The following is a 24,270-nucleotide window of genomic DNA, read 5'->3' as shown; positions in this document are numbered from 1 at the left end:
GATGAAGACATTCAATCAGTTCGGACAGCCCGTAGGCGAAGCGCTTAGCGACTGGCAGCCTCGTCAGCACCCGTCCCGGGTCGTGCTTCAGGGACGCTATTGTCGGCTTGAACCGCTGCGCGTGGAGCATGCCAACGCGCTGTTCTCTGCGTATTCCCTGGCCGAAGATACCCGCAGCTGGACGTGGCTACTGCGTGAACCCGATGCCACCGCAGAGGAGTTTGCCGAATGGGTGGCGAGCGTAAGTGAGTTATCCGATACCATCCACTTTACCGTGATGGATAACCGGACTCAGTCCCCCGTTGGAACGCTGTCCCTGATGCGGATCGATCCTAAAAACGGGGTCGTGGAGGTGGGGCACGTTCACTTCTCGCCTCTTTTAAGCCGCACGCCCATGTCAACAGAGGCGCAATATCTGCTGATGCGATATGTGTTCGATACCCTGGGCTACCGGCGTTATGAGTGGAAGTGCAATAGTTTGAACGAGCCTTCCCGCAAAGCGGCACTGCGTCTGGGTTTTCAGTTTGAGGGGCGTTTTCGTCAGGCGCTGGTCATAAAAGGTCATAACCGGGATACCGACTGGTTTTCGATTCTCGACAAAGAGTGGCCGACGCTGGCAAATGCCTTTGAAAGCTGGCTTGCCACCGACAATTTTACTGCCGATGGCAAACAGAAAAGATCCCTGGAAAGCTGGCGAGAAACGCGCGTTTAGCGTCTTTTTTTACGGCCCTGCACCGCCTTAAAGCGCGGATTGGATTTGCAAATCACGTACAGGCGTCCCTTGCGTTTGACTATCTGGCAATCCGGGTGACGCTGTTTTGCACTGCGCAATGAGTTAAGTACCTGCATGGTTAGCCCCGCTTCGCATTGAGAAAACCGCCAAAACGCTTGCGGAAGCGCGCTGCGCTGCCGTCCGTGGAGAACGTTTTCTGCTTACCGGTATAAAACGGGTGCGATTTTGAAGAAACCTCGATGGTGATGTACGGATACGTTTCACCGTCGAGTTCAATTTCGCGGTCGGTCTTAATGGTTGAGCCGACTTTGAAGTATTCGTTCGCGCTGGTGTCGTGGAATACCACGGTGCGATACGCTGGATGGATGTTTGGTTTCATCGTAAATCCTTTGTGTTTTGTTATAACATAACAAAATAATATCCAGGCCAGGTTAAAAAAACAACCCCTTCCTTCTGACGATATTTTCTGGTTTACCTGAGATAAAATGAAAACCACGCCACCCACGTGCTATAACTATATCATTTCGCGGTAAAATCTTTCTCTTCAGGCAGGGAACTCAGTGCTCAGGAACGGGTATACGAGGAAGGAAACGACAGCATGAAAACCCGACATCTGGTCAGTCTGGTGACTGGCATACTTATCTTTTCCGTGCTGGTCCCCATTTGCCTGAGCATCTGGCTGGCTCATCGTCAGGCGGAAGATAAATTTATCGATGCGCTGGATAACTATGCCTCACGCGTGCTGATACGTACCGACAAGGTCGTGGATCAGGCGAAGGAAGCGCTCAATCATCTGCAGGCCTTTGAGGGTGTGCCGTGCAGCCCCCTGCAGTTAAGGGAGATGCGACGGGTCGCTTTCTCGTGGCGATATGTGCAGGAAGTGATTTATATCGACAACCTCAGGCCACTCTGCTCCTCTCTTGAACAAACCAGCCATGCCGCCCCTTTCCCCCCGCCGATGCGCGTTACCGAAGATGGTTACAGCGCATGGCTGACCACGCAAAACGATCTGGGGTTTCATCGCTACATGGCCGTACTGGGGCAAGGTCACTATCTTGTTCTGGTCGATCCGGCCTCGCTTGTGGATGTGATCCCCTTCGGCGAGATAGCGATTGATGCTGCCCTGGTAGGAAATACCACACGCCGCATCTTTGCCAGCAGCAATACGCTCGATCCGCATATCCGTGACATGATCATGGGTCAGGAGATGACCAGCATACAGTACGACGGTTCAATGTACGTTATGAAGCCCGTCCCTGAACTGGGGTTTACCGTCGTTGCATGGGCTACGCTCAAACCGCTGGCTGAAACCTGGCACCGGCAGCTGCTTTTGTGGCTGCCCTTCGGCATCCTGATAAGCCTGCTTGCCGCGCTCTTTGTCCTGCGGATACTGCGTCGCATCCAGTCGCCGCGCAACCGCCTGCTCGACGCCATTAACAGCCGCGATTTTGTGGTTCACTATCAGCCCATCGTGGCGCTCTGTAGCGGAAAAATTGTCGGCGCAGAGGCGCTGACGCGCTGGCCGCAGCCGGACGGAAGCAGCCTCTCGCCTGATATTTTTATCCCTCTTGCTGAACAAACCGGGCTTATCTCCCAGCTGACGCAGCTCGTTATCGAAAAGGTGTTCGAGGATATGGGCAGCTGGCTGCATCTTCACCCCGATCAGCATATCTCCATCAACCTCGCGCCCGCCGATTTGACCTCCGGCACGCTGCCGCCGCTGCTGAGTCACTTGCTGAACAAATGGAAGGTCCACCCAGGCCAAATCGCCCTTGAGGTTACCGAGCGCGGCTTTGCCGATCCCAAAATCAGCGCGCCGGCTATCGCCGCATTCCGCCGTTCGGGGCACCCTGTCTATATTGATGATTTTGGTACGGGCTATTCCAGCCTGAGCTATCTGCAGGATCTGGATGTCGACACGCTAAAAATTGATAAATCGTTCGTGGATGCGCTGGAGTATAAAAACGTGACGCCGCACATTATTGAAATGGCGAAGTCGCTGAAGCTGGCGATGGTGGCGGAAGGCGTCGAGACCGCCGGGCAGCTCGCCTGGCTGCACCAGCATGGCGTGCAGTACGGACAGGGCTGGTACTACAGCAAAGCGCTACCAAAGACGGAATTTATTCTTTGGGCAGAGAATAACCTCGGCACGCACGCTACTTAAGGTAGGATTTCATCACCTGCAGCACCACGCCAAGATCGGCTTCACGCTGCGCCTCTTCGGGCTCTTTCACCACATGATTGGTAAGGTGCCCTTCAATCACCTGCATCATCATGCCGTTGACCGCTCCACGGATCGCCGCCAGCTGCTGTAACACCTCGGCGCATTCGTGTTCGCTGTTGAGCATTTTTTCGAGCGCGGTGCTCTGCCCCTGAATTTTCTTCAGGCGAGTCAGTAACATCTTCTTGTCGCGAACGGTATGTGACATCTCTGTCTCCTTCAGTTTTGGCTTTTAGAGCATATCACGCTCTACTCCCCCTGAGTATTTTTCTACTGGGGGGTAGTATTAAGCTACTGGGGGGGAGTACTATTTGCGCACGCTTCCACTCCGGAAATTTCAATGAACGATTTCGCCTCACTCCTGCAGCAGGGTAATGCCTGGCTGTTTGTTCCCAGCGCTATCCTGCTCGGTGCACTACATGGCCTGGAGCCGGGTCACTCAAAAACCATGATGGCCGCCTTTATCGTGGCTATCCGCGGCACGCTGAAACAGGCGGTCCTGCTCGGCCTGGCCGCTACGCTTTCGCATACGGCAGTAGTCTGGATTATCGCCATAGCGGGTTTATGGTTTGGGCGGGGCTGGGATGCGCATACGTCTGAACCCTGGTTCCAGCTGATCTCAGGGGTATTGATCGTTGCGATCGCCCTGTGGATGGCGTGGCGAACCTGGAAAGAGAGCCAGCCACACGATCATCATCACGACCATGATCATCACCACCACCATGACCACGACCATGACCATCATCATGAACATCACCACCACGAACACCCGCTGGTTGAAGAAGAGTGGCAGGACGCCCACCAGCGCGCGCACGCGCAGGATATTAACCGGCGCTTCAGTGGCCAAAACGTCACCACCGGACAGATCGTGATGTTTGGCCTGACCGGCGGGCTTATCCCCTGCCCGGCGTCCATTACCGTTCTGCTGATCTGCCTGCAGCTGAAGCATTTCGCCCTCGGCGCGACGCTGGTGTTCAGCTTTAGCATTGGTCTGGCGTTAACGCTTGTCGCTTCCGGCGCGATTGCCGCCTTGAGCCTCAAGCACGCGACCAAACGCTGGCCCGGGTTTAGCGAATTCTCCCGTAAAGCACCCTGGATCTCCGCTGCGCTGATTACCGTGGTAGGGATTTATATGAGCCTGCATGGCCTGAGCGGCATTCTGGCGTAAGCCTGCGGCCACACTCTGTGGCCGCATCTCCAGGGTCAGTTAAGGGTTCTGCTGCCAGCTGAAGGTATAGCGAAGCTGGCGTGTCTGCAGGAGGAATTCCGGCGAGACGCTGGGGCTCCAGGAGTCGTCGCCGCCCACGCCCATATGGAACGCATCGAGATTGAGCCAGCATCCCGGCTCTTCGCGCAGCAGATGGTGATGGGTTGTCTCCCGCAGCTGCTGCTGGCCGTAGCGGCTCACCGAGAAATGGAACCGGCCGTTCAGCTGATGCGTTCCCAGCGCCAGCTCCCGCGTATCACAGCGCAAACCATTTTCCGTCGGGAAGATATACGGCGTATGCATCTCCGCCAGGGGTAATGTCCAGCGCCCCTGCTGTGCCGCCAGCGTTCTGTCCGGATAGTTTTCATGCGGCCCCAGCCCCAGCCAGGACACGTTTTCCGGCGTTTCAGCGAGATGAACGCTCAGGCCAACGCGCGCGGGTTCCGGGATATCAGACGCAATATCCACCTGAATATCGCCGTGGAGTACTCCCCGATCGTCCACCCGCCAGGTTTTACGACTCAGAAACAGCGCGTTGCCGCGATACTCAAGCACGTGCTGGGTTGTGACCACCACCTCGTCTGCGTGCTGCGCTGCCTCACAGTACAGCACGCGCGAGGTGAGATCGTACATGCCCGCCGCTTTCCAGCGCTCAACCCAGGCATTCGGATCGATCTTCGTCGCTTCACTCACCCCAATATCATTGTCCAGCGGCGCACGGCTGACGTTATCCGTCAGAGGCGATATCAGCGTTTCCACGCCATTTCGCCACCATTGAGCCAGGTTTCCGGTTGCGCGATCGAACTGCCAGCGCTGTTGACCATGCGCGATCGCCAGGATGCGGTCGTTTTGCGTCAAAACCGGCGGCTCGCCCGCAGAGGCTGACGGTGTGACAAACAGCGGAGACGGAAGCAGCCACTGCTCCCACGCGCAGCGATGGTCAGCCGGTGACCACGGCGTTGCCCGCGGCTGGCGCACTTCAACATTCAGCCAGACTTCCCCCGGCTCGGCTTTCAATTCCGGCAGAGCGATCTCCAGACGCTGAACGCCTTCAGGGGCTATCGCCAGCGTCACCTCGCCCGAAGCCAGTACCTTCCCATCTCGGGCAACCGTCCAGCTCAGCACTTCGTTATCGGTATGGCGGAACAGGTACCCGCTTTGCACCTCAATCACCAGCGGAGAGGTGCTGACCCGCGTAAAGGTGAAGAACTGCTGCGCGCGCTGCGCCTCGAACAGCGCCGGGTGCGGCGTGCGATCGGGGAAGACCAGGCCGTTGAGGCAGAACTGCCGATCGTTTGGCTTATCGCCAAAGTCCCCGCCGTACGCCCAGAATGCGTTGCCATTTTCGTCTTTCTTCGTTAATGCCTGATCGACCCAGTCCCAGACAAATCCCCCCTGCAGGCGAGGATGGCTGCGAAACGCCTGCCAGTATTTCGCGAATCCGCCGAAGCTGTTTCCCATCGCGTGGGCGTATTCGCAGAGGATCAGCGGACGCGTTTCATCCGGCATGCCGATCCATTTCTTGATTGACCATTTAGGCACCGCCGGGAAGGGTTGATCCTGATCGACCCGGGCATACATCGGACAGACAATATCGGTCGCCGCCGTGTTCGCGCCGCCGCCTTCATACTGCACCGGACGCGTCGGATCCGTGGATTTCAGCCAGCGGTACAGCGCGTCGTGGTTTGCGCCGTGGCCGGACTCATTGCCCAGCGACCAGATGATAATTGAGGGATGATTACGATCGCGCTGCACCATGCGGGTCACGCGCTCGCTCATGGCGGGCAGCCAGCGCGGATCGTCAGCAAGGCGGCTCATCGGCACCATGCCATGGGTTTCGATATTGGCCTCGTCAACGACGTACAGCCCGTAGCGATCGCAGAGCCGGTACCACAGCGGATGGTTCGGATAGTGCGAGCAGCGCACGGCGTTGAAGTTGTGCTGCTTCATGATCTCGATATCGCGGCGCATCGTCGCTTCGTCCATCACCTGGCCGTTTTCCGGGTGATGCTCGTGCCGGTTAACCCCGCGGATCAGCAGCGGTTTACCGTTGAGCTTCAGCAGGCCGTTGCTGATTTCAATCCGGCGGAAGCCGACATCGCAGGCTTCCGTCTCCAGCACGTTGCCCTGCGCATCCAAAAGCGCGATCGTCAGACGATAGAGTTCCGGGGTTTCTGCACTCCATAACGCCGGGGCTGTAACCGGGATCGCCGCCGTTAACCGCTCGGCCCAGTTGCCGCGCTCGTCCACAATGGCAGATCCGGGCCGTTGGGTAGTACTGCCACACCGCTCACCGTTGCGCCACAGCGTGATCGCCACCTCGCATTCCGGGTAGTCTGCGCCTGCCAGCGCGACGTCGACTTTCAGCACCGCGCGGTCCAGCTCCGCATTCAGATCGGTGACCACGTGATAATCCGCAATGTGCGTCTCCGGCTTATGCAGCAGGGAGACATCGCGGAAAATGCCGCTCATGCGCCACATGTCCTGATCTTCCAGATAGCTGCCGTCGCACCAGCGCAAGACCATGACCGCCAGGCGGTTCTGCCCGGGGCGTAATGCCGCCGAGAGGTCAAACTCGGCGGGCAATCGACTGTCCTGGGAATAGCCTATCCACTGCCCGTTGCACCACAGATGGAATGCCGAGTTCACGCCGTCAAAAATAATTCGGGTTTGCCCGCGCTGAAGCCAGGCGTCATCCACGTCAAATGTGAGCGAGTAACAACCTGTCGGGTTTTCCTGCGGCACAAAAGGCGGGTTAACGGGAATGGGATAGGTGACATTGGTATAGATGGGCGTGTCGAACCCCTGCATCTGCCAGTTCGACGGCACGGGCATCGCGACGGCATCCGCGCAATCTTCGCTGACCCATGCCTCAGGAACCTGCTCGGGTGCAGAAAAGTAGCTAAATCGCCACATCCCGTTAAGAGAGCGCCTGCTGATAGATCCAGCGTCATCTCTGGCGGAAGATTCATTACGCCAGCTGTGCAACGGCGCGTGTGCGGGCAGGCGGTTCCACTGGGTAACGCCGGGGTTTTCCCAGTCCCGACGGGCCAGGATGTCGCTGAGGGTCAGCGAGGATGTGTTGGACATAGTAACCTCTTTGCGAAGCGCTCACAATTTTGGTTAACATGCCCTGGCATTCTGCGACGGTAAAGCATTCAATCGCAGGCTAGCGAGTCCGATCACAAAAGTCTTATTTGCGGACAAGCTGCTCGGCCAGGAGAGCCAGGCTTCTGAGCTGCTGCGCCAGATCCTCGCGTTCAGCCTGCTGCGGCGCGCGGCGCGCGCTGGAATGGCGGGTAACCAGCGTCACCGGCAGCTGAACCTGCCAGCACGTCTCGCCTTCGGTGGGGGCCAGCAGCCACTCCACGCTGCGCTCGCCCGCCTCGCGAAATGCCTGGCGAATGGTCGTCAGCGGCGGGGAAAACCAGGCGCTGTCAGCCGTATCGTCGAACCCGACCACCGACATCTGGCCCGGGATCGCGATCCCCTTTTCAGCACAGGCGCGCATCACCCCCAGCGCCATTTGATCGTTCGCCACCAGAATGGCATCCGGCAATGCGGTACCCGACAGCAGCACATGTCCTTTCTCATAACCGCTGGCCGCGCTCCAGTCTCCGTAGGCCACCGCAGTGGCGTCATGCCCCGCGCGGGCCAGAGCGGCTTTCCATCCCGCCAGACGCGCCCGAGCAGAGACCGAGCTTTCCGGCCCGCTCAGCAGAGCAATATGCTGATGCCCCAGCGAAAGCAGATGCTCAACGCCCAGATGCGCGCCCTGCCCGGCGTTAAACACAAGACTGTTTACCTGTGCTGAAGGCGAGACATCAAGAAAAAGCACCGGAACGGGCGACGCCAGCGCCCTCAGCTGTTCGGCGTGTTCATCATCAAGCGGAACATTCACCAGCAGCGCGTCAACCCGCTGTGCCAGCAGCGCCTGTAGCGCGGCCTGACACTGCTGCGGTTGCTCCACCATGGAGATAAGGACGCTCGCCCCCTGCTCCGCCGCACGGGATTTTACCGCCGACACAATTTGCGAGGGCGCATGCAGGGCCAGATCGGTGGTGATGAGTCCCAGCGTGCGGGTGCGTTTACCCGCCAACTGCTGTGCCCGCAGGTTAGGCACGTAGTGCAGCTCCGCCATCGCCTGCTGAACCTTTTCCCGGGTACGGGCAGACACATGCTCCGCGTCGTTAATGACGCGAGAGACGGTCTGATAAGAAACCCCCGCAAGGAGGGCGACATCATAGAGAGTGATAGCTTTCATGCATTGTGGCATCGCGTGAGTCGGGGCCCATTATTGTGGCACAGCGACGCCGTTAAAACATGTGAGCGCTTCGCAAAATTAAACAACCCGCTCCGGCTGCGCGATTTCAGCAACGCTCGGCTTCTGGCGGAACCAGGGCAGACAGAGCTGGATAAGTGGGCCAATGGTCAGGGCGTATACTACCGTTCCCACCCCAAACGTGCCGCCAAGCACGCACCCAATCAGCAGGACGGAGACCTCAATGGAGGTACGCACGCTGCGAATGGACCATCCCAGCCGGGCATGAATGCCGGTCATCAGGCCGTCGCGCGGGCCTGGCCCAAAACCGGCGCCGATGTACATGCTGGTCGCAATCGCGTTCATCACGATGCCCGACACCAGGAAAGCGATGCGCACAGGTAACGAGTCCAGTTCCGGGATAAGCGCCATGCTGGCATCCGCCGCCAGACCGATACAAATCACGTTGCTGATGGTGCCCAGGCCCGGCATCTGGCGCAGGGGGATCCACAGCAGCAGCACCGCAGCACCGGTTAAAATGATCACCGTCCCGATAGTCATCCCCAGCTGTATCCCCACCCCAAGGTGAAAAACATCCCAGGGATCGACACCCAAATCGGAACGAATAAACATCGCGGTGGACAGGCCATACAGTCCTAAACCGACATAGAGTTGTAGCAGACGACGTACCATTTTTATCTTCTCCAGTGAACCAGGCTTTCATCCTGGCCTAAAATGGCACTATGATTAATGTCCAGTTTTCAAATAGTGGACTGCATATGTCGTCACGTCGCTTCGGAAGCCAGTCGCTGGTTCGCCTTTTAGGCCACTGGCAGCAAACCTCATCCCGCACGCCGCTCTGGCGGCAGCTGGCCAATGCGCTGCGCCTGTTAATCCTTGACGGACGTCTGGCATTGAATACACGGCTACCGGGAGAGCGCGAGCTGGCCACGGCGCTGGACGTAAGCCGGACCACCATCAGCAGCGCCCTCGCCCATCTGCGCGAGGAGGGATATCTTGAGAGCCGCCACGGCAGCGGGTCACGCGTGATCCTCCCGGATACGCGCGCCGTTCCCACGCTTTCCGCGGCGAGTGCCGCACTGGATCTCTCCACTGCCGCCCTCAATGCCGGGCCGGAAATCCACCAGGCGTATACCCACGCGCTCACGGCCATTACGCAGCACCTCGCGCTGACGGGTTACGATCAGCTAGGGCTCCCGACGCTGCGGGAGGCCATCGCTGCGCGCTACACCGCGCGGGGCCTTCCCACCCGCGCGGACGAAGTAATGGTGGTCAATGGCGCCGTCAGCGGCTTCGCGCTGGTCCTGCGGATGATGACCGGGCCCGGGGATCGCGTCGTGGTCGATCACCCCACCTATCCGCTGGCGATTGCCGCCATTCAGGGCGCGCAGTGTCGGCCCGTGGGGGTGTCGCTGCCGGAAAAGGGCTGGGATACGGACGGTTTCGCCGCCACGCTTGCCCAAACCGCGCCGCGCCTGGCGTACCTGATGCCTGATTTTCATAACCCCACCGGGCGCTGTATGGATGTCGCGACCCGTCAGGCCATTACCGACATTGCTGCGCAAACCCGTACGACGCTGGTGGTGGATGAAACGATGGTGGATCTCTGGTTTGACGCCCCTCCTCCGCCCCCGCTGGCCTCCTTTAACCCGCAGGCCACCGTCATCACCTTAGGTTCTGCCGGAAAAAGCTTCTGGGGCGGGCTGCGTCTCGGCTGGATCCGCGCGTCCTCGCGCACGATCGCCACGCTTGCCCAGACGCGCGATACGCTGGATTTAGGCTCGCCGCTGCTGGAACAGCTAGCGGCGCTGTGGCTCATCAACAACAGCGAGACGTTTCTACCTGCACGCCGCAAAATGCTGGCGGAACGACGCGATCGATGCGGTGAACTGCTGCGTGAACATTTCCCGGAGTGGACATTCCATGAAGCAGAGGGCGGGCTCTCATACTGGATTGAGCTTCCCGGCATGCTGGCGACGCAGCTTGCCGCGCGGGCTGAGATTCTGGGGATAAATCTGGGGACCGGTACGCGGTTTGGTTTATCGGGTGCGTTTGACCGCTATTTGCGGATGCCCTTCTCGCTCGAGCCGACAGAACTTGAACAGGCGCTGCTGAGGATTAAACCGTTATGGCTCGCCCTGAATAAAAACGTGCCACCTGTAAAACGCAGCGTGATTTAATAGCAAAAAGTTTGAAGCCGATCATAAAAAATAAAAACTGCTGACTGCCATGGATACAGTCAGCAGTTTTCACCAGTCCGGAATTAATGCTGAGCAGGAATAGGAAACCCTTTCAGTGAAATAACGAAGTTTTCACCGTCTTTCTTTATTTTTGCGCCAGTATCACACCAGTCCGACGCAATACGAAAGAACTCATCACTTCCGACATTCCAGCCAAGACGTACATGCTTCACGTAGCCTGAACGCAACAAATCGCAGGCCTCTTTGTAGTCACTGGCAGTTGACAGTTGTTGTTTCATTTTCTCTTCTTCAGAAGTTTACGTAGAGCCTTGATTTCTTTAGGAGTAAATGGAGAAACATTCTCTTCTTCCGTATGCTGATTATCAATATCCTCTTCCGATACTCCCGCCTCTTCTACTGCCTCGAACGCCAGCAGCAGCAGTTTCTCTGTCGTCACGCTTAAATTCTCGTTATTCACTTCCGCATAGTGGCGAAGCCTTTCTTTTAGCGCGTCATCAATCTTAACGTTTAATACCGCTGTAGCCATGTTTGTCACTTCCCTTCGGAATAAGTACTTTATTTAATACACGAAGTTAACAATGTTATCCAGATATATATTTTTTTGAGTTATGCCAGAAAATAGACGGCCAACGATAAAATGCCCGACTATTATTACAAGTTTATGACAATAATATTTCAGCACGATGAAATATATATTACATGCTATAGGCATAATCTTATTATGGAATAACGTCCAGGGAAGAGGCAAAAATCAGGGAAGAACGCAGAGGCTCAGAAATGGGTGGGGGCCCTGCCAGCTACATCCCGGCACACACGTCGTCTGCCCTGGCTGCTTCCTTCCGGACCTGACCTGGTGAACAGAGTAGCGTTGCGGGAGAACCAACAGAGCCCCCATTGAGAGCGTTGATAACCAACGCGCTGGCGCATTATCCCTGTGCGAAGGCCCAATTGCAAGCCGCCAGGAACCGGATGCTGGTTTCTTGCGCAAACAGGCGCAGCAATCAGGGCGATCTTCGTTTACCATGGCTCTCCAGAAACTCCCCGCAGGTGAAGGTATGGACGAGCAGGACTCTTTTCCACAGCGCGTATGGCAAATCGTGGCTTCAATCCCGGAAGGCTATGTCACCACCTATGGTGATGTCGCGCGCCTGGCCGGTTCCCCGCGCGCGGCGCGACAGGTTGGAGGCGTCCTGAAACGGCTGCCGGAAGGCAGTACGTTGCCCTGGCATCGGGTGGTGAACCGTCATGGCGCCATCTCACTCACCGGGCCGGATCTCCAGCGTCAGCGTCAGGCGTTACTTTCAGAAGGGGTGCAGGTGTCAGGGTCGGGTCAGATCGATTTACAGAAGTACCGGTGGGTGTACTGACCCCTCTCCCGAAGGAGAGGGGAATAACCACATTACATCTGCGTCGGTGGGGTTGGCAGAGACGGCTGATTAGTTTGCGGTGCGACCGGCACTTCGGTCTGCTGTACTGGCACCAGGTTCAGGTCGATTTTGGTTCCACCGTTGTTAATCGCTTCCTGGACCGTATCGGTGATAAACACCAGCTTACCGTTGATGGTGACCGCTGCGCTCAGCAGAATACGGGCATTAGGCTGCACGTCCGACGGGTTATACGGCAACACGAAGCTAAACGGCGCCTGTTTGCCTTCAGTACGGACGGCACGCTGGGCCACGACTTTCGACGGCGCGTCGGCCAGGGAAGCATCAGACAGCGTCACCGTTAATACCGCATCCGGCGGCAACGCAACTTTCTGTTTAATCCAGATGGTACCGGAAACGTTAGGCTGCTGAATGGACTGCTGCGAAAGGGTATTAATCCCGTTCGGGTCAGCTGCTGGCACTGGCACCTGGGCGCTCTTACCGGCACAGGCGGACAACGCCACCGCAATCGCTACACCACTTAGCATAGGCACGAGTTTCATTGAAGTCTCCTTATCAATGCACCAGCAGGATCGATCCCATCCGATGTCGTTTCAATCACATAACGTTTTTAAGTGTGGCACAACTCACTGATTAATGCCTGAAATCATCCCGATATTCAGATTATTCTACCCATCGGACCACTTTCATTTCTGCGTTATACTCTGCCTATCTTTCGCTACGGCGTTTATTGAGGACAACTATGAGTCAGGCACTGAACAATCTGCTGACATTACTGAATCTGGAAAAAATTGAGGAAGGACTCTTTCGCGGACAGAGCGAAGATCTCGGCTTACGCCAGGTCTTCGGTGGGCAAGTCGTCGGACAAGCGCTGTACGCTGCAAAGGAGACTGTCCCGGCAGACCGTCTGGTGCATTCATTCCACAGCTACTTTTTACGCCCTGGCGATAGCGCCAAACCCATCGTGTATGACGTTGAAGTTCTGCGAGACGGCAACAGCTTCAGCGCGCGCCGCGTCGCGGCCATCCAGAACGGTAAGCCGATCTTTTACATGACCGCCTCTTTCCAGGCACCGGAGCCGGGCTACGAGCATCAGAAGGTCATGCCCCCTGCCCCCTCGCCGGACGATCTTAAATCGGAAACGGATATCGCTCGCGCATTGGCGCATCTGCTGCCGCCGCAGGTTAAAGAGAAGTTTCTCTGCGATAAGCCGCTTGAGATCCGCCCCGTCGAGTTCCACAACCCGATGAAAGGCCACACCGCCGAGCCAAAGCGTCAGGTGTGGATCCGCGCCAACGGCACCGTGCCGGAAGATTTCCGCGTCCATCAGTATCTGCTGGGCTATGCGTCTGACTTCAATTTCCTGCCGGTGGCGCTGCAGCCGCACGGCGTCGGCTTCCTCGAAAAAGGGATGCAAGTCGCGACGATCGATCACTCGATGTGGTTCCACCGTCCCTTCAACATGAACGAGTGGCTGCTCTACAGCGTGGAGAGTACGTCGGCATCCAGCGCCCGCGGGTTTGTGCGTGGGGAGTTTTATACTCAGGACGGCGTGCTGGTCGCTTCAACGGTGCAGGAAGGGGTGATGCGTAACAGAGGTTGATGTAAAAAGCCCGGTGGCGCGACGCTTACCGGGCCTACGTTTTGTGCTGTTGTAGGCCGGGTAAGGCGAAGCCGCCACCCGGCAAGACACTCAGATCATGCGTTATACGCATTCTCGCCGTGGCTGTTCACATCCAGACCTTCGCGTTCCTGCTCTTCCGGTACGCGCAGGCCCACCGTCATGTCCGCCAGCTTGTAGCCGATGAAAGCGACGACCGCAGACCACACCACGGTGATAGCGATGCTTTCCAGCTGCACCAGCACCTGATGAACCATAGTGACGCCTTCTGCGTAGCCCACGCCACCGAGCGATTTCGCCGCGAAGATACCGGTCATGATACAGCCGACAATCCCGCACACGCCGTGCACGCCGAACACATCGCAAGGGTCATCCACGCGCAGAACTCGTTTCAGTGCGGTGACGCCCCACAGACCCGCCAGACCAGACACCAGGCCGACCAGCAGCGCGCCGCCGACACCGACATAACCACACGCAGGGGTGATACCAACCAGACCGGCAATCGCACCTGAACAGGCACCCAGCAGGGAAGGTTTACCGCGCACCGCCCACTCGCCAAACACCCAGGAGAGGATTGCACCCGCCGTGGCCACAACGGTGTTCACGAAGGCCAGCGCGGCGATTTCGTTGGCCGCACTTGCTGAGCCGGCGTTGAAGCCAAACCAGCCAAAGTAGAGGATCGCAGTACCGGTAAAGACCATCGGCAGGTTGTGCGGTTTGAACGCCTCTTTACCGAAGCCCACGCGTTTGCCAATCAGATAAGCGCCCACCAGACCCGCGACCGCGGCGTTAATGTGGACAACGGTACCGCCCGCGAAGTCCAGCGCGCCGTGCGTGGCCAGCAGACCACCGCCCCAGACCATGTGCGCAATCGGCACATAGGAGAGCGTCAGCCAGACCACAACGAAGATCAGGACCGCAGAGAAACGAATGCGCTCGGCGAGCGCGCCCACAATCAGCCCGACGGTAATGCAGGCGAACGAGCCCTGGAACGCCACGTGAATATACTGATAGAAGCTGCCCATCAGCGCGGTCAGTTCAATGTTTTTCAGCATCACCCAGTCGAAGTTACCAAAGAACGCGTTACCCGTGCCGAACGCCAGAGAGTAACCGTAAACCACCCAAAGCACGCAGACCAGTGCAAACGTCACGGCAACCTGCGTCAGCATGGAGAGAACGTTTTTGCCACGGATCAGACCGCCGTAGAACAGCGCAATGCCCGGAATGGACATGAACAGCACCAGCGCGGTGCTGATCATCATAAAGGCGTTATCGGCTTTGTCGGCCACCGCAGGGGCAGCAGCCAGCGCCAGGCCCGGCAGCAGCGCCAGCGAACCCAGACCCGTTTTAAGTGTTGCTATCTTCATTTTCTTGATCCCTATCACTGTGTGCCAGGCGTTAATTACAGTGCCGCTTCGTCAGATTCGCCGGTACGGATGCGAATGACGCGCTGCAGTTCGGCAACGAAAATTTTGCCGTCGCCAATTTTACCGGTGTAGGCCGCTTTGCTAATGACATCAATGACTTCATCAAGCTGATCGTCAGCAATCGCGACATCAATTTTTACTTTTGGCAGAAAGTTAACGCTGTATTCCGCCCCGCGATAAAGCTCGGCATGACCCTTCTGACGACCAAAGCCTTTCACTTCGGTGACAGTCAGTCCCTGAATACCCATTGAAGACAATGCTTCACGCACGTCTTCGAGTTTGAATGGTTTGATTACAACCGTAACCAGCTTCATAGTTCCCCTCCAGTCAGAATTCGGTAATGGCCGCAGCTTACGCGGAAGGTATTGCAAGGGATGTGCCAGAAATGAAAACGTGAGGGAATCGCGGTGCGATGTGCGTTACACGGTTCTGATAAATGAACCGGTGAAAAAAAACGCACCATGCCGGTGCAGGGTGCGTTTCAGTTTTGCACCAACAGGAATGACTGTTAGCGCGGCGCCTCATTTTAGTGCATCAGGCGCTAAGGGACTCTTCATCACGCACGCTGGCGGCCAGCTCTTCGCCCGCCAGCTGCAGCTGGTACATCTGCCAGTAGCGCCCTTGTGCTTCCAGCAGCTCGCGGTGCGTACCGCGCTCCACGGCCTGTCCGCGATGCAGCACCAGAATCGTGTCCGCGTCGACGATGGTGGAGAGCCGGTGAGCAATCACCACCAGCGTCGTGTGGTCGCGTACGGCGGCCAGCGCCTGCTGAATCGCCTGCTCGGTTCCAGAATCTATGCTTGCCGTGGCTTCGTCCAGAATCAGCACCTGCGGCGTTTCAATCAGGACGCGCGCCAGCGCCAGGAGCTGTTTTTGCCCCACGGAGAGATTGTTGCCCTGCTCGCCCAGCTTCGTGTTGATCCCGTCGCTGAACCCGCGCGCCAGCTCTGCCAGCTGCACCGTTTCCAGTACCGCCCAAACCTGCGCTTCTGAATAGTCCCGTCCCAGGGTTACGTTGGCGTAGAAGGTATCGGCCAGCACGACCGGATCCTGCTGCACCATCGCAACGCCTTTGCGTAACACTGTGTGGCTGAGCGACGCGAGCGGACGTCCGTCGAGGCGGATTTCGCCTTGCGTGACCGGATAGTAGCCCATCAGCAGGCTGGCGAGCGTGCTTTTACCGCTGCCGGTATGGCCCACCAGCGCGACGAAACCGCGTGACGGCACATCGAGCGTAATCTCCTGCAACACCAGACGGTCTTCGCGATAGGCAAATGAGACGTTATCAAAGGTGATAGCCCCGCTTTGCAGAGGTCGCTCGTCATTGCCGTAGGCCTGGCGCGGCCTGTCCATCAGCTCAAAGACGCGCTCACCGGCGACAACCGCCTGTTGCAGCATCGATTGCTGCGTAGTGAGTTCGATCAGCGGCTCGTTAAGGCGTCCCAGATAGCTAATGAAAGCGTACAGCACGCCCACTTCAATCGTACCGTTTGCGCTCAGGCCAAAGAGCATCAGCAGCCCGCAAAGCACCAGCGCCGAGAACAGGCTCAGCAGCGGTCGCAGCAGGAAACCGTCCAGGCGCAGCGTCTGCATACGCGCCATATAGTGTGAACGGCTGGCTTCGCCCATGCGCTCGCCAAAGCGCGCCTGCTGGCGGAACTGCTGGATGACGCTCATGCCGTTGATCACTTCGTTGAAGCCATCGTTGATATCGGCCAGATAGGCGCGCACCCGGCGCACAATTGGCGTGCTGTAACGCTGGTAAATCACCATGACGATCAGTACCGCCGGGAAGATCGTTATCGCCACCAGCGCCATGCGCCAGTCGAGGCTGAACATTGCCACCAGCATCGCGCCAATCAGCGCCGCGCTGCGCAGCACGGTTGCCACCACGGTGACGTACAGATCGCGGATCACCTCGGTATCGTTGGTCACGCGCGAAATCACCTGCCCGACCGGCTGGGTATCAAATTCGCTGAGCGGCTGGCGAAGCGCCGCGTCCATCACATCGGTACGCAACTGCTGAACCACGCCCACGGCGGCACGGTTAAACAGCAGCGACTGCGCATAGTGCAGCCCTGCCGCCGCCAGCTGCAACCCAACGTAGGCCACGCCTAACCCCGCCACCAGCCCGAGCGGCAGGTAGCTTTTGGCGACCATATTGTCGATGAAATAGCTGATGAGCAGCGGTCCGCTCACTTCGGCAATCGCCGCAATCCAGAGTAAAAGCACAGCAACGGAGAGCGGTTTACGCCACGGCGAGCCGTAGGCCAGCAGACGTTTGAGCGTCGGCCACATCGTTCCAAGCTTACGCATTGGCGGCCTCCTCATCCTGCTCCGGCGCATCGTCCAGCGCCGCCTCAAGCTGCTGATAGCGGTACATATCGCGATACCAGCCCGGCTGCTCGCTAAGCGTTTCATGCTGCCCGCGCTGGGCAATATGGCCGTGCTGCAAAACCAGAATTTCGCTGGCTTCGGTAAGCGCTGACAAACGGTGGGCACTGATAATTATCGTGCGTCCGTCGCCCCACTGGCGCAGGTTATGCAGGATCTGATGCTCGGTACGGCCGTCCACGGCGGAGAGCGCATCGTCCAGAATCAGGATTTCCGCATTGAGCAGCAGGGCGCGGGCAATGGAGATACGCTGTTTTTGCCCGCCGGACAGCATGACGCCGCGTTCCCCGACTTCCGTTTCGTAGCCCTGCGGCAGGCGCAAAATGTCATCATGCACGCTGGCCAAACGCGCCACATGCTCGATCTCTTCCTGCGTTGCCGCAGGGCACCCAAGCGCGATGTTGTTCGCCACGGTGTCAGAAAAAAGAAACGGCGTCTGGCTGACAACCGCCAGGCGACCACGCCACTCATCCAGCAGCAGGCTGGTGAGCGGAATATCATGGAAGCGAATATCGCCCTCGGTGACGTCAAAGTGGCGCTGGAGCAGCGACAGCACGGTACTTTTACCGGATCCCGTCGGGCCGCAGATGCCGAGCATCTGGCCCGGCTGAAGGGTAAAACTGACGTTCTCCAGTACCGGATGTTCCGTTTGCGGATAGATAAACTTGCGGACGTCGACTTTCATGACGCCGCGTCCTTCCGGCAACGCTTCGCTGCCGTCATTGACCACCGGCGCTTCGGCCAGCATGGCGCGAATACGGCTGTAGGCGGCGCTGCCGCGCTCCACGATGTTAAACATCCAGGCCAGCGCCAGCATCGGCCAGATCATCAGCCCCAGATACATGGCAAAGCTGGTCAACTGGCCCAGGGTGAGCGTGCCCTGCACCACCATCCAGCTCCCGCCGCCAATCGCCAGCATATTTGCCATGCCGATTGCGATATAAATCGTTGGATCAAATCGCGCGTCAATACGCGCGACGCGCATGTTTTTCGCCCCCGTGTCGGCCGCATCGGCGGCAAACAGCGCGGACTGCCGGTCTTCCAGACCAAACGCTTTGATCATGCGGATGCTGGTCATGCTCTCCTGGGTGCGATCGTTCAGCGACGAAAACGCCGCCTGCGCCAGCTTGAAGCGCTCGTGCAGCTGTTCGCCGTAGCGATTGATCGCCAGCGCCATGAGCGGCATCGGCAGCAGCGCCAGCAGAGTCAGCTGCCAGCTGATCTGCGTGGACATGACGATCAGCACCGCGCAGCCCATTACCAGCGAGTCCACCAGCGTCAGCACCCCTTCCCCGGCGGCAAAGACCACGCGATCGACGTCGTTAGTCGCGCGCGCGATAAGATCCCCGGTGCGATGGCGCAGATAAAATTCGGGATGCTGTCGACTCAGCTGGCGATAAAAATCTTCACGCAGCTCAACGGCCAGCTGATAGGACGCACCAAACAGCAGCACGCGCCAGACGTAGCGCAGCAGATAAACAATGACCGCCGTCAGCACCAGCGTGCCAACCCACATCAACACCCGTGCGGTGGTGTAATGCTGTTCGGTGACGCCATCCACGACGTAGCCCACCACTTTCGGCGGGATCAGCTGCAGGATAGCAATGATAATAAGCAGGGCGACTGCACCGAGGTAGCGTTGCCACTCCCGACGAAAGTACCAGCTTAATTGGGCAAATAATCGCACGCGGTTTGTTCCTGAAGGTATTTTACGAAGTTATTCAATGGGTAATGCTGTGGTGTATTTAATCTGTTCCATGGCGAAGCTTGAGGTGACGTCCGATAACCCCGGCACGCTGTTCACCAGCCGCTTGTAGAAGTCATCATAACGCTTCATGTCGGCCACCTGGACGCGCATCAGGTAATCGTACTCGCCGGCCATACGCCAGAAACCGAGCACTTCGGGCATCTCAGACACCTGGGTAACGAAGCGGCAATACCACTCGCTGCTGTGATGCTGGGTTTTTATCAGCACAAATGCCGTCAACCCAAGCCCCAGTTTTTCAGGATCTAACAGCGCGACGCGCCCCAGCAGAATACCGTCATCTTCCAGCTTCTTAAGCCGCTTCCAGCACGGGGTGGTGGTCAGATTAACGGCATCTGCCAGCGCCTGCAAAGAGAGGGTACAGTCACTTTGCAGCAATGAAAGGAGCTTGCGGTCAATTTTATCTAGCATACCCACCTCACAGAGAAAATTTTTCTCCCTTAATTCTATTTTAAAGGCCAGATAGCAACAATTTTTTCTGTGCTTTTCGCTATGCTAGGCACAAAATGACAAACGGATAACGACGATGAATAGCACCTGGGTTAAACATGCGATCAGCGAAATCAATGCCGACTATCAGCGCTCGGCGGATACGCACCTGATTCGCCTTTCCCTGCCGGGATTTGACGGCATTCAGCTCTATCTGAAAGATGAAAGCACCCATCCTACCGGCAGCCTGAAGCATCGCCTGGCGCGCTCGCTGTTTTTATACGGTTTATGTAACGGCTGGATTAAAGAAGGCACCACCATCATTGAATCCTCTTCCGGTTCAACGGCGGTGTCCGAAGCCTATTTCGCCCGCCTGCTGGGCCTGCCGTTTATTGCGGTGATGCCCTCCTGCACCGCAAAACGCAAAATCGAACAGATCGAATTTTACGGCGGTCGCTGCCACTTTGTGGAAAGCGCCTGCGAAATCTACGCCGCCTCCGAAATGCTGGCCCGTGAGCTGAACGGCCACTATATGGACCAGTTCACCTTCGCCGAGCGCGCAACGGACTGGCGCGGGAATAACAACATTGCCGACAGTATTTTCCGCCAGATGACCCACGAACCGCATCCGGTTCCGTCCTATATTGTGATGAGCGCCGGTACCGGCGGCACGTCAGCCACGATCGGACGCTATATCCGCTGCCAGGGTTACGATACCCAGCTGATGGTAGTTGACCCGCAGAACTCCGTGTTCCTCGACTACTGGCAAAACCGCGATGCCGGTCTGCGCAGCCCGGTGGGGAGTAAGATTGAAGGGATTGGCCGTCCGCGGGTTGAGCCCTCTTTCATCCCCGACGTTGTGGACGAGATGATGCGCGTGCCGGATGCCGCCAGCGTGGCAACGGCGCACTGGCTGGAAACGCAGCTGGGCCGCAAAGTGGGCGCCTCGACGGGCACCAATATGTGGGGCGCGCTGCAGCTTGCCGCACGTATGTGCGAAGCGGGACGCACCGGTTCCATCGTCACGCTGCTGTGCGACAGCGGCGAGCGTTATCTCGAGACCTACTACAATGCGGAGTGGGTGCAGGCCAACATCGGTGATATCGCCCCCTGGAAGGCGCAGATTGCTCAACTGCTGAAATAAAAAAAGCCAGACCGAAGTCTGGCTTGCTGGAAGGGTCTCACTATTCGGGGGAATATGGGAGGTTGTTATTGTCCAGCCAATGCGTCAAAAAATGGGACACTGCTTCATTACGGCAGTGACCGATAACCGGCAGATGGGGAAGTTCTGCTTTCAGCTGCGCCATCGCATTCCCCATGATCAGACCGCGACCTACGCTACCCAGCATTTCGCGGTCGTTCATGGCGTCACCGAACGCCATACACTCCTGCAGCGTTAATCCCAGGTGGTCGCTCAGCACCGCCAGAGCGGAACCTTTGTTACAGCCCACCGGCAGCACTTCCAGGCAATCCACCGCCGAGAAGGTCAGGTGCGCCCGGTCGCCCAGCGCCTCATTCAGTTGGATCCGTAAGCGACAGAGATCGTCGTGATCGCCGCAGAAGCAGATCTTGGTCACCGCATGGGCGGGGATCCGGCGCAGATCGATAAGCTGGTATTTAAAACCGCTATACACATGCGCGTGCAATAATTCCGGGATGTCGCTTCCGGTAAACCAGCCCCGATCGTTAAAGACGTGGATGCTGGCCTGCGTGTCCCAGGTACTGTGCAGCACGATATCCGCCACTTCCGGGTTGAGATCCTGTCGGTATAGCACATCGCCTTCTACAGAGTGAATTCGCGTCCCGTTACCGGTGATCAGAAAGGCATCGAGGGCAAACGCGCCCAGCAAATGGCGCATTTCCAGAACATGACGCCCGGTGGCAAACGTCAGAGTGACATTACGCTCGTGCAGGCGCTTCAGCGTGTTAAGGGTTTTCTCCCCTAAACGGTGATCCGGCATTAACAGCGTACCGTCCATATCAAATGCAGCGAGCCGAGCCATGATTACTCCCGAAATGTGATGCGGTTAACTTGTGCATCAGTATCGTGTGAGATATACGGAAGTAATAGTGAATAGATGAAAATTATTGTTCCGGGTTTCTTATGCGCCAGCTTAACCGTCTTAACCAGTATCAACGCCTGTGGCAACCTTCCGCTGGCGCGCCGCAGCAGGTAACCGTAAATGAACTTGCCAGCCGCTGCTTTTGTAGCGAGCGACATGTCCGTACTCTGCTGCGTCAGGCCCAGGAGGCGGGCTGGCTGACCTGGCGCGCGCAGTCCGGGCGTGGAAGGCGCGGTGCGCTGACGTTTCACGTCACTCCAGAATCACTGCGCAATACGATGATGGAAGAAGCGCTAAAAAGCGGGCAGCAGCATAACGCCCTCGAGCTGGCGCAGCTTGCTCCCGAAGATTTGCGTGCGCTGCTGCACCCGTTTTTGGGTGGGCAGTGGCAAAACGACACGCCGACGCTGCGCATCCCCTACTACCGCTCACTGGAGCCGCTTCAGCCGGGCTTTTTACCGGGTCGGGCAGAGCAGCATCTGGCAGGGCAAGTCTTCTCAGGTTTGACGCGATTTCACGGCAACAGCAGTGAGCCTACGGGCGATCTGGCGCATCACTGGGATGTGTCGGATGATGGCCTGCGCTGGCATTTCTACATTCGCTCCACGCTGCACTGGCATAATGGCGATAAAATTGAAACGGCGCATCTCCAGCGAAGCCTGACCGCGCTGTTGACGCTTCCCGCCCTGCGCACTCTGTTTCAGAGCGTCCTCTGTATCGAAACAACGCATCCGCAGTGCCTGACGTTTACGCTGCATCATCCGGACTACTGGCTGCCGCACAGGCTGGCAACCTACTGTAGCCGTCTGGCGCATCCCGACCATTCGACGATTGGCAGCGGCCCCTTTCGGCTGGTCGCCTTTGAACCCGACCTGGTTCGTCTGGAAAGCCATGAGCAGTACCACCTAAGCCATCCGCTACTCAAAGCCATCGAATACTGGATCACACCCCAGCTTTTTGATCACAGGTTGGGTACCAGCTGCCGTCACCCGGTGCAAATCGCGATTGGTGAGGCCGACGAGCTGGAAAGTCTGCGGCTGGTAAGCAGCAGCACCAGCCTGGGGTTCTGTTACCTCACGCTAAAACAGAGCGCACGCCTGAGTGAGAACCAGGCAAAGCGGCTGATTAATATCATTCATCACTCCAGGCTTCTCCACACGCTTCCGCTAAACGAGGGGCTCATCACCCCCACCGGGGAACTGCTTCCCGGCTGGACAATCCCCGACTGGACTGATTTAACCGATGTTGCCCTGCCTGAAGCACTGACGCTGGTTTACCATCTTCCCGTTGAGCTTCACACCATGGCCAGCCAGTTGAAGACGTACCTGGCGCTACAGGGTTGTGAGCTGACCGTCATCTTTCATGACGCCAAGACGTGGGACGGATGCCAGCAGCTTGCCGAAGCAGACATCATGATGGGCGACAGGCTGATTGGCGAAGCGCCAGCGTATACGCTTGAGCAGTGGCTGCGCTGCGATACGCTTTGGCCACACGTGTTAAGCGCACCGGCATACGCCCATTTGCAAGCCACGCTGGATGCGGTACAGACTCAGGCCGAGGCTCGGGATCGGCACGCGGGCCTGAAGGCCATTTTTAGCCGATTAATGGAAAATGCGGTGCTGACGCCGCTCTTTAATTATCAGTATCAGATCAGCGCGCCGCCGGGCGTGAATGGGATTCGCCTCAACACCCGCGGCTGGTTTGATTTTACCGAAGCCTGGCTGCCCGCCCCCAAATCGTGAAGAAGCTGGTCGCCGCCACAGGCAGACGGTAACATAACGTTTTTACCGTAACAGTCGAGATGATTTATGAAACGTGCCGTCGTCGTGTTCAGCGGAGGACAAGACTCTACTACCTGCCTGGTCCAGGCTCTTCATCAGTACGATGAAGTTCACTGTGTCACTTTCGATTATGGTCAGCGTCATCGCGCTGAGATCGACGTTGCCCGTGAACTGGCCCTGAAACTGGGCGCACGCGCGCACAAGGTGCTGGACGTTACGCTGTTAAATGAACTGGCCGTGAGTAGCCTCACCCGGGACAGTATTCCCGTCCCGGACTACGAACCCGATGCCAGCGGCATTCCGAATACCTTCGTGCCGGGCCGCAATATTCTGTTCCTCACCCTGACGGCAATTTATGCCTACCAGGTAAAAGCCGAAGCGGTGATCACGGGCGTGTGTGAAACAGACTTCTCCGGCTACCCGGACTGCCGTGATGAGTTCGTGAAGGCGTTAAATCACGCCGTCAATCTGGGGATGGCGAAAGAGACGCGCTTTGAAACCCCGCTGATGTGGCTGGATAAAGCCGAAACCTGGGCGCTGGCCGACTACTGGGGCAAGCTGGACCTGGTTCGCAGCGAAACCCTCACCTGCTACAACGGCATTAAAGGCGACGGTTGCGGCCAGTGCGCCGCCTGTAATCTGCGCGCTAACGGGCTGAACCACTATCTTGCCGATAAAGCCGGCGTGATGGCCGCAATGCAGAAAAAAACCGGGCTTAAATAGGGCTACCTGACCGTGCTGTCGCATAACAGGTGTCGACA

24 protein-coding genes and 1 other RNA gene are annotated in these 24,270 nt (G+C 57.7%); 9 read left to right on the top strand and 16 right to left on the bottom strand.

Annotated elements, in window-relative coordinates; translation table 11 throughout:
- Nucleotide 1: 1 nt before the first annotated feature.
- A complete protein-coding gene (locus C6A40_RS00695) occupies nt 2–712 on the top strand; it encodes a GNAT family N-acetyltransferase (protein WP_045335404.1) in 711 nt (236 codons plus the stop codon).
- Here the strand turns inward: C6A40_RS00695 and ykgO are convergent.
- Together ykgO and C6A40_RS00685 are read right to left on the bottom strand one after the other, a co-directional pair.
- A complete protein-coding gene (ykgO, locus tag C6A40_RS00690) occupies nt 709–849 on the bottom strand; it encodes a type B 50S ribosomal protein L36 (protein WP_003859006.1) in 141 nt (46 codons plus the stop codon). The two genes, C6A40_RS00695 and ykgO, sit on opposite strands and share 4 nt — an antisense overlap.
- 2 nt (nt 850–851) lie before the next feature.
- A complete protein-coding gene (locus C6A40_RS00685; RefSeq protein ID WP_006176933.1) occupies nt 852–1,112 on the bottom strand; it encodes a type B 50S ribosomal protein L31 in 261 nt (86 codons plus the stop codon).
- Between the two features lie 219 nt (nt 1,113–1,331).
- On the opposite strand from C6A40_RS00685, the gene C6A40_RS00680 reads away from it, so the two are divergent.
- The gene (locus tag C6A40_RS00680) at nt 1,332–2,897 is read left to right on the top strand and encodes an EAL domain-containing protein (protein ID WP_023326807.1); all 1,566 of its coding nucleotides are present in this window, start codon (nt 1,332–1,334) and stop codon (nt 2,895–2,897) included.
- Here C6A40_RS00680 and C6A40_RS00675 read toward each other — a convergent pair.
- Nucleotides 2,890–3,162 carry a metal-sensing transcriptional repressor gene (locus tag C6A40_RS00675; RefSeq protein WP_114191218.1) on the bottom strand — a complete coding sequence of 91 codons (273 nt, stop codon included), beginning with the start codon at nt 3,160–3,162 and terminating at the stop codon, nt 2,890–2,892. The two genes, C6A40_RS00680 and C6A40_RS00675, sit on opposite strands and share 8 nt — an antisense overlap.
- 132 nt (nt 3,163–3,294) lie before the next feature.
- Between C6A40_RS00675 and C6A40_RS00670 the strand changes: the two genes are divergently transcribed.
- A complete protein-coding gene (locus tag C6A40_RS00670) occupies nt 3,295–4,122 on the top strand; it encodes a nickel/cobalt efflux protein RcnA (RefSeq protein WP_045335403.1) in 828 nt (275 codons plus the stop codon).
- A 39-nt stretch (nt 4,123–4,161) separates the two neighbouring features.
- On the opposite strand, the gene C6A40_RS00665 is transcribed toward C6A40_RS00670, so the two are convergent.
- The 3 genes from C6A40_RS00665 to yczE all read right to left on the bottom strand — a co-directional run bounded on the left by C6A40_RS00665 (nt 4,162) and on the right by yczE (nt 9,115).
- Nucleotides 4,162–7,251: a beta-galactosidase gene (locus C6A40_RS00665; RefSeq protein ID WP_045335402.1), complete on the bottom strand. Its 3,090-nt coding sequence runs from the start codon at nt 7,249–7,251 to the stop codon at nt 4,162–4,164.
- A gap of 103 nt (nt 7,252–7,354) precedes the next feature.
- Nucleotides 7,355–8,425, bottom strand: a complete 1,071-nt coding sequence (locus C6A40_RS00660) for a LacI family DNA-binding transcriptional regulator (protein ID WP_045335401.1) — start codon at nt 8,423–8,425, stop codon at nt 7,355–7,357.
- A 78-nt stretch (nt 8,426–8,503) separates the two neighbouring features.
- The gene (gene yczE / locus C6A40_RS00655) at nt 8,504–9,115 is read right to left on the bottom strand and encodes a membrane protein YczE (RefSeq protein WP_021241642.1); all 612 of its coding nucleotides are present in this window, start codon (nt 9,113–9,115) and stop codon (nt 8,504–8,506) included.
- A gap of 86 nt (nt 9,116–9,201) precedes the next feature.
- On the opposite strand from yczE, the gene yczR reads away from it, so the two are divergent.
- A complete protein-coding gene (gene yczR / locus C6A40_RS00650) occupies nt 9,202–10,623 on the top strand; it encodes a MocR-like transcription factor YczR (protein WP_045335400.1) in 1,422 nt (473 codons plus the stop codon).
- A gap of 83 nt (nt 10,624–10,706) precedes the next feature.
- Here yczR and C6A40_RS00645 read toward each other — a convergent pair whose 3' ends face one another.
- The 3 genes from C6A40_RS00645 to ffs all read right to left on the bottom strand — a co-directional run bounded on the left by C6A40_RS00645 (nt 10,707) and on the right by ffs (nt 11,529).
- On the bottom strand, nt 10,707–10,922 hold the full coding sequence (locus tag C6A40_RS00645; RefSeq protein ID WP_008503298.1) for a hypothetical protein: 216 nt from the start codon (nt 10,920–10,922) through the stop codon (nt 10,707–10,709).
- The gene (locus C6A40_RS00640) at nt 10,919–11,170 is read right to left on the bottom strand and encodes a hypothetical protein (RefSeq protein ID WP_021241644.1); all 252 of its coding nucleotides are present in this window, start codon (nt 11,168–11,170) and stop codon (nt 10,919–10,921) included. The genes C6A40_RS00645 and C6A40_RS00640 overlap by 4 nt, the downstream gene beginning before the upstream one ends.
- 262 nt (nt 11,171–11,432) lie before the next feature.
- Nucleotides 11,433–11,529, bottom strand: an RNA gene (gene ffs, locus C6A40_RS00635) — signal recognition particle sRNA small type.
- 137 nt (nt 11,530–11,666) lie between these two features.
- Here ffs and C6A40_RS00630 point away from each other — a divergent pair.
- On the top strand, nt 11,667–12,011 hold the full coding sequence (locus tag C6A40_RS00630) for an MGMT family protein (RefSeq protein ID WP_031275060.1): 345 nt from the start codon (nt 11,667–11,669) through the stop codon (nt 12,009–12,011).
- Nucleotides 12,012–12,043: 32 nt separating this feature from the next.
- Here C6A40_RS00630 and C6A40_RS00625 read toward each other — a convergent pair whose 3' ends face one another.
- Nucleotides 12,044–12,571: a YbaY family lipoprotein gene (locus C6A40_RS00625; RefSeq protein WP_008503301.1), complete on the bottom strand. Its 528-nt coding sequence runs from the start codon at nt 12,569–12,571 to the stop codon at nt 12,044–12,046.
- Between the two features lie 200 nt (nt 12,572–12,771).
- Between C6A40_RS00625 and tesB the strand changes: the two genes are divergently transcribed.
- Nucleotides 12,772–13,632, top strand: coding sequence for an acyl-CoA thioesterase II (tesB, locus tag C6A40_RS00620; RefSeq protein WP_023293157.1), 861 nt, complete (start codon nt 12,772–12,774; stop codon nt 13,630–13,632).
- Nucleotides 13,633–13,727: 95 nt separating this feature from the next.
- On the opposite strand, the gene amtB is transcribed toward tesB, so the two are convergent.
- The 5 genes from amtB to C6A40_RS00590 form a co-directional block, all read right to left on the bottom strand.
- Nucleotides 13,728–15,017, bottom strand: a complete 1,290-nt coding sequence (gene amtB, locus C6A40_RS00610; protein WP_008503303.1) for an ammonium transporter AmtB — start codon at nt 15,015–15,017, stop codon at nt 13,728–13,730.
- A gap of 35 nt (nt 15,018–15,052) precedes the next feature.
- Complete coding sequence (glnK, locus tag C6A40_RS00605; protein WP_008503304.1) at nt 15,053–15,391, bottom strand: P-II family nitrogen regulator; 339 nt, start codon at nt 15,389–15,391, stop codon at nt 15,053–15,055.
- A 220-nt stretch (nt 15,392–15,611) separates the two neighbouring features.
- Nucleotides 15,612–17,393, bottom strand: a complete 1,782-nt coding sequence (locus C6A40_RS00600) for a SmdB family multidrug efflux ABC transporter permease/ATP-binding protein (RefSeq protein WP_032674264.1) — start codon at nt 17,391–17,393, stop codon at nt 15,612–15,614.
- Nucleotides 17,386–19,158: a SmdA family multidrug ABC transporter permease/ATP-binding protein gene (locus C6A40_RS00595; protein WP_045335399.1), complete on the bottom strand. Its 1,773-nt coding sequence runs from the start codon at nt 19,156–19,158 to the stop codon at nt 17,386–17,388. Before C6A40_RS00595 ends, C6A40_RS00600 begins: the two co-directional genes overlap by 8 nt.
- A gap of 30 nt (nt 19,159–19,188) precedes the next feature.
- Nucleotides 19,189–19,647, bottom strand: a complete 459-nt coding sequence (locus C6A40_RS00590) for an Lrp/AsnC family transcriptional regulator (protein WP_008503307.1) — start codon at nt 19,645–19,647, stop codon at nt 19,189–19,191.
- Nucleotides 19,648–19,762: 115 nt separating this feature from the next.
- Between C6A40_RS00590 and C6A40_RS00585 the strand changes: the two genes are divergently transcribed.
- Nucleotides 19,763–20,809 carry a PLP-dependent cysteine synthase family protein gene (locus tag C6A40_RS00585; RefSeq protein WP_045335398.1) on the top strand — a complete coding sequence of 349 codons (1,047 nt, stop codon included), beginning with the start codon at nt 19,763–19,765 and terminating at the stop codon, nt 20,807–20,809.
- A gap of 40 nt (nt 20,810–20,849) precedes the next feature.
- Here C6A40_RS00585 and cof read toward each other — a convergent pair whose 3' ends face one another.
- On the bottom strand, nt 20,850–21,668 hold the full coding sequence (gene cof / locus C6A40_RS00580) for an HMP-PP phosphatase (RefSeq protein WP_008503309.1): 819 nt from the start codon (nt 21,666–21,668) through the stop codon (nt 20,850–20,852).
- 101 nt (nt 21,669–21,769) lie between these two features.
- Between cof and C6A40_RS00575 the strand changes: the two genes are divergently transcribed.
- A complete protein-coding gene (locus C6A40_RS00575) occupies nt 21,770–23,470 on the top strand; it encodes an SgrR family transcriptional regulator (RefSeq protein WP_023326794.1) in 1,701 nt (566 codons plus the stop codon).
- Nucleotides 23,471–23,536: 66 nt separating this feature from the next.
- Nucleotides 23,537–24,232 carry a 7-cyano-7-deazaguanine synthase QueC gene (queC, locus tag C6A40_RS00570; protein ID WP_008503311.1) on the top strand — a complete coding sequence of 232 codons (696 nt, stop codon included), beginning with the start codon at nt 23,537–23,539 and terminating at the stop codon, nt 24,230–24,232.
- Nucleotides 24,233–24,270 lie beyond the last annotated feature (38 nt).

This window comes from Enterobacter sp. GER_MD16_1505_Eko_090, from assembly GCF_003331015.1.
In the GTDB taxonomy this organism is placed as follows: Bacteria; Pseudomonadota; Gammaproteobacteria; order Enterobacterales; family Enterobacteriaceae; genus Enterobacter; species Enterobacter roggenkampii.
Note: the sequence above shows the minus strand (reverse complement) of the source record. Positions and strands in the feature narration are given on the sequence as shown.